5 protein-coding genes are annotated in these 4080 nt (G+C 68.8%); 1 reads left to right on the top strand and 4 read right to left on the bottom strand.

From position 1 onward, the window contains the following. Window positions 1-54: 54 nt before the first annotated feature. Together rpsI and rplM are read right to left on the bottom strand one after the other, a co-directional pair. Window positions 55-576, bottom strand: coding sequence for a 30S ribosomal protein S9 (rpsI, locus tag ABT085_RS44610; RefSeq protein WP_162468604.1), 522 nt, complete (start codon window positions 574-576; stop codon window positions 55-57). A gap of 42 nt (window positions 577-618) precedes the next feature. Continuing rightward, window positions 619-1062, bottom strand: coding sequence for a 50S ribosomal protein L13 (gene rplM / locus ABT085_RS44605; RefSeq protein WP_351622442.1), 444 nt, complete (start codon window positions 1060-1062; stop codon window positions 619-621). 469 nt (window positions 1063-1531) lie between these two features. Here rplM and ABT085_RS44600 point away from each other — a divergent pair, with 469 nt between their 5' ends. After that, complete coding sequence (locus tag ABT085_RS44600) at window positions 1532-2413, top strand: hypothetical protein (protein WP_351622439.1); 882 nt, start codon at window positions 1532-1534, stop codon at window positions 2411-2413. A 113-nt stretch (window positions 2414-2526) separates the two neighbouring features. Here the strand turns inward: ABT085_RS44600 and truA are convergent, their stop codons facing one another. Together truA and rplQ are read right to left on the bottom strand one after the other, a co-directional pair. Beyond that, window positions 2527-3384: a tRNA pseudouridine(38-40) synthase TruA gene (truA, locus tag ABT085_RS44595; RefSeq protein WP_351622436.1), complete on the bottom strand. Its 858-nt coding sequence runs from the start codon at window positions 3382-3384 to the stop codon at window positions 2527-2529. A gap of 87 nt (window positions 3385-3471) precedes the next feature. Next, window positions 3472-3963, bottom strand: a complete 492-nt coding sequence (gene rplQ / locus ABT085_RS44590) for a 50S ribosomal protein L17 (protein WP_351622433.1) — start codon at window positions 3961-3963, stop codon at window positions 3472-3474. Window positions 3964-4080 lie beyond the last annotated feature (117 nt).

The following is a 4080-nucleotide window of genomic DNA, read 5'->3' as shown; positions in this document are numbered from 1 at the left end:
GGCACTGTGGCGTGCCGCCGGGGCGTTCGGAGTACGTGCAGAGGCAGCTGAAGCTTAGCGCTTGCTGTACTGCGGGGCCTTGCGGGCCTTCTTCAGACCGGCCTTCTTGCGCTCGACCGCACGGTCGTCGCGCTTGAGGAAGCCGGCCTTCTTCAGCGGGCCGCGGTTGTTGTCCACGTCCGCCTCGTTCAGGGCACGGGCCACGCCGAGGCGCAGGGCGCCGGCCTGGCCGGAGACACCGCCACCCGCGATGCGGGCGATGACGTCGTAACGGCCCTCGAGCTCGAGCACCTTGAAGGGCTCGTTGACTTCCTGCTGGTGCACCTTGTTGGGGAAGTAGTCCTCAAGGGTGCGACCGTTGATCTTCCACTTGCCGGTGCCCGGGACGATCCGGACGCGGGCGATGGCGTTCTTGCGACGGCCCAGGCCGGCGGCCGGCTGGGGGTCGCCGAAGCGGGAAGCCATCGACTCCGAGGTGTACTCGCCCTCCAGGGGGACCTCGGACTCGGTGGTGTAGCTGTCGATGTCGACGAGCTCAGTCTCTTCGACCGGCTGCTCAACGGTGGTCTCGGCCACGATTCTCCTCAGATTTCTTTTCGTCTTAGGGGGTGGCCGGAACTACTGCGCGACCTGGGTGATCTCGAACGGCACCGGCTGCTGGGCAGCGTGGGGGTGCTGGTCGCCCGAGTAGACCTTCAGCTTCGAGAGCATCTGACGGCCCAGGGTGTTCTTGGGGAGCATGCCCTTGACGGCCTTCTCGATGGCCTTCTCAGGGTTCTTGTCGAGCAGCTCGTCGTAGCGGACCGCGCGGAGACCGCCCGGGTAGCCGGAGTGGCGGTACGCCATCTTCTGGGTCCGCTTGTTGCCGGAGAGGTGCACCTTGTCGGCGTTGATGATGATGACGAAGTCACCGGTGTCGACGTGGGGCGCGTAGATCGGCTTGTGCTTGCCGCGGAGAAGGGACGCGGCGGTGGTGGCGAGACGGCCCAGGACGACGTCCTGAGCGTCAATGACGTGCCACTGGCGAGTCACATCGCCGGGCTTGGGGCTGTACGTACGCACTTCGCAGCCTTCTTCTTCAGTGGATGGGTGCTGACACATGGCATCACTGAAGCGATCGTGCAGCTGGGGACGACAATGCCGGGGACGCTGCCCGTATGCCGCCCACTGGTAACTGCTCCAGGGAACCTAGGTAGAGGCCACTCCCGTGAGAATGAGCGAGCCAATACACAACGAAGAATCAGAGTACCGGGCTCCCATGAGTCGGTCAAAACGAGCAGACCCGAGTCACCGCGCGCGCAGTCGAGGAGACCGCCGACATCGATGCCAGGACATCGCCGCGGGCGCACCGGGCCGAATACCGCATGACCGTGCGCGATGGCGGTCACCGCCACGCCGATCCGACCCCCCAATTTTGGAGTGGATCACTCGGACATGTCGCCTATAGGGCTTCTTACGCCCCCAACATCGGTGACCGCAGGGCCCGTTGGGGCGGAACCGGATACCCCGGGTCCCGTCTAAGATGCGCCCCATGAACTATGGGCAGGGGGGACCCCGGTCCCAGTGGGATCCGTGGAAACCGAACTCCGAGCAGCCGTGGTCCGGCGCCTCCGACGGCCGGTCCCCCGACTGGGCTGCGCTCGCCGAGGCCTCCGAGACGCGCCACCGGCGCCGCCGGATCCTCTTCATCGTCGGCGGCGTGCTGGCCACCGTCGGTATCGGCACCGCCGTCGCCATGGGCGTGATGTCGGCGAACGACAACTCGGGGGCGAACAACGCCGCCTCCCAGCTGCCCTCGAACGGGGACATACCCAACGGCGGCAGCACGTCGGTGCCGTCCTTCGACCCGACGACCGCGCCGCCTCCGCTGGACCCGAAGGAATTCGTCGCCAGCGCCAAGAAGGACACGGCACCGCTGGGCCCGGACATCCTCTTCCCGGGCACGCAGCTGACCGTCGGCTCGACCGTGTACAAGAAGGCCGGCACCGACGACACGAAGAGCTGCGCCACGGCCGCCCAGGGCACGCTCCCGAAGGTCCTCACCGGCAACGGCTGCACCCGGCTGATGCGCGTGACCTACACCAAGGGCGACATCGCGGTGACGGTCGGCGTGGCCGTCTTCACCACCGAGGCGCAGGCCACCAAGGCCAAGGGCGAGGCGGACAGCAAGAGCATCGTCAAGGCGCTGCCCGGCAAGGGCGTGAAGGCCTTCTGCAACGGCGCCGTCTGCCGCTCCACCACGAACGCCTTCGGCCGCTACGCCTACTTCACGATCACCGGCTTCACCGCGGGCAAGGACGTCACCACGAAGGACACCGCGGTCTTCCGCGCGGGTGACGACCTCGCCGAGTTCGCGTTCAAGCAGATCCACCGGCGCGGCGAGGCCCAGGCGTCGGCCGCCTCCACGGGCTGACCCGGGCGCCACGGCCGCCGAGAGCGGACGAGCCCCCGGCCCGTGACCGGACGAACCCCCCTCCGTCCGGTCCCCCAGGGGGCGTCCGCCCGAGGGCCGGCCGGCGGCAGGGCTCAGCAGCAGCCCGCGCCGGGCAGCGAGCGCTTGTTGCGCGCCTCCTTGTTACGGGCGGCCAGCAGCTCGTCGGCGGGATAGCCGACCTCCTCCAGCGTCAGCCCGTGCGGCCGTACGACATGCACGGCCGAGTCCCGTACGCCCGCGGCCAGCACCTTGCCCGGCCAGTCCGGGGTGCGGTGCCCGTCCCCCACGAACAGCAGCGCCCCGATCAGCGAGCGCACCATGTTGTGGCAGAAGGCGTCGGCGCGGACGGTGGCGGTGATGATCCCTTCCGTGTCACGCACCAGGCTCAGCTCCTGGAGCGTGCGGATGGTGGTGGCCCCCTCCCGCTTCTTGCAGTAGGCGGCGAAGTCGTGCTCCCCCACCAGCGCCCGTGCGGCCTCGTTCATGGCGTCGACGTCGAGAGGCCAGTCGTGCCACAGGACGTGGCCGCGCAGCAGCGGGTCCACACCGCCCGGGTTGTCGGTGACGCGATAGGCGTACCGGCGCCAGATCGCCGAGAAGCGGGCGTTGAAGCCGGCCGGCGCCTCGGTCAGGGTCCACACCCGTACGTCCTTGGACAGCCGCCCGGCCAGCCGCTTGAGCAGCTTCTCCCGGTGCTCGGCCCACAGCTCCACGGGCAGGTCCACATGGGCCACCTGCCCGCGTGCGTGCACTCCCGCGTCGGTCCGCCCGGCCACGGTCAGCTCGTACGTCGTGTCCTTGGACCGGGTCACGGTCCGCAGCGCGTCCTCGATCTCGCCCTGCACGGTCCGCTTCCCGCCGGCCTGCTTGGCCCAGCCGTGGAAGGCGCTGCCGTCGTAGGACAGGTCGAGGCGGATACGGACGTGTCCGGGCTGTGCTTCGTCACTCACCACTAGATCCTCTCAGGGCCGGTCCCCAGGAAAAAACGCGAGAGCGGGCCCGCCCCGAAGGGCGGACCCGCTCACGAGGCAAGAGCCTCAGGCGTCCTTGGACTCCTCGGCCGCGGCCTCGGTGACCTCGTCGGCCTTGGTCTCCTCGACCTTGGCCTCGGCCTCCTTGACGGCACGCTTGGTGGCCGCCTCGGCCTCACCGGTGGCCTGCTGGGCCACGGTCAGGGCCTCCACCAGCTCGATGACAGCCATGGGCGCGTTGTCGCCGCGGCGGTTACCGATCTTGGTGATACGGGTGTAGCCACCCGGGCGGTTCTCGTAGCGCGGGCCGATCTCGGTGAAGAGCGTGTGCACGACGCTCTTGTCCGTGATCACCTGGAGCACCTGACGGCGGTTGTGAAGGTCGCCCTTCTTCGCCTTGGTGACCAGACGCTCGGCGTACGGCCGCAGACGGCGGGCCTTCGCCTCGGTGGTCGTGATGCGGCCGTGCTCGAAGAGGCTCTTCGCCAGGTTGGCGAGGAGCAGCTTCTCGTGCGCGGCGCTGCCGCCCAGACGGGCACCCTTGGTGGGCTTCGGCATGGTTCTTCTCCTGTGGGTCTGCCCCGGCCGTATCAGGTACCGAGGTCAGTATCCGAGCAGACGGTTGTCTGTCGGAGACCCCGCGCCCCAAAGGGGCGCGGGCAACAGCCCGACCAG

This window comes from Streptomyces sp. NPDC002265 (assembly GCF_040296125.1).
Lineage (GTDB): Bacteria > Actinomycetota > Actinomycetes > Streptomycetales > Streptomycetaceae > Streptomyces.
This window is presented reverse-complemented; position numbering and strand designations above follow the sequence as displayed.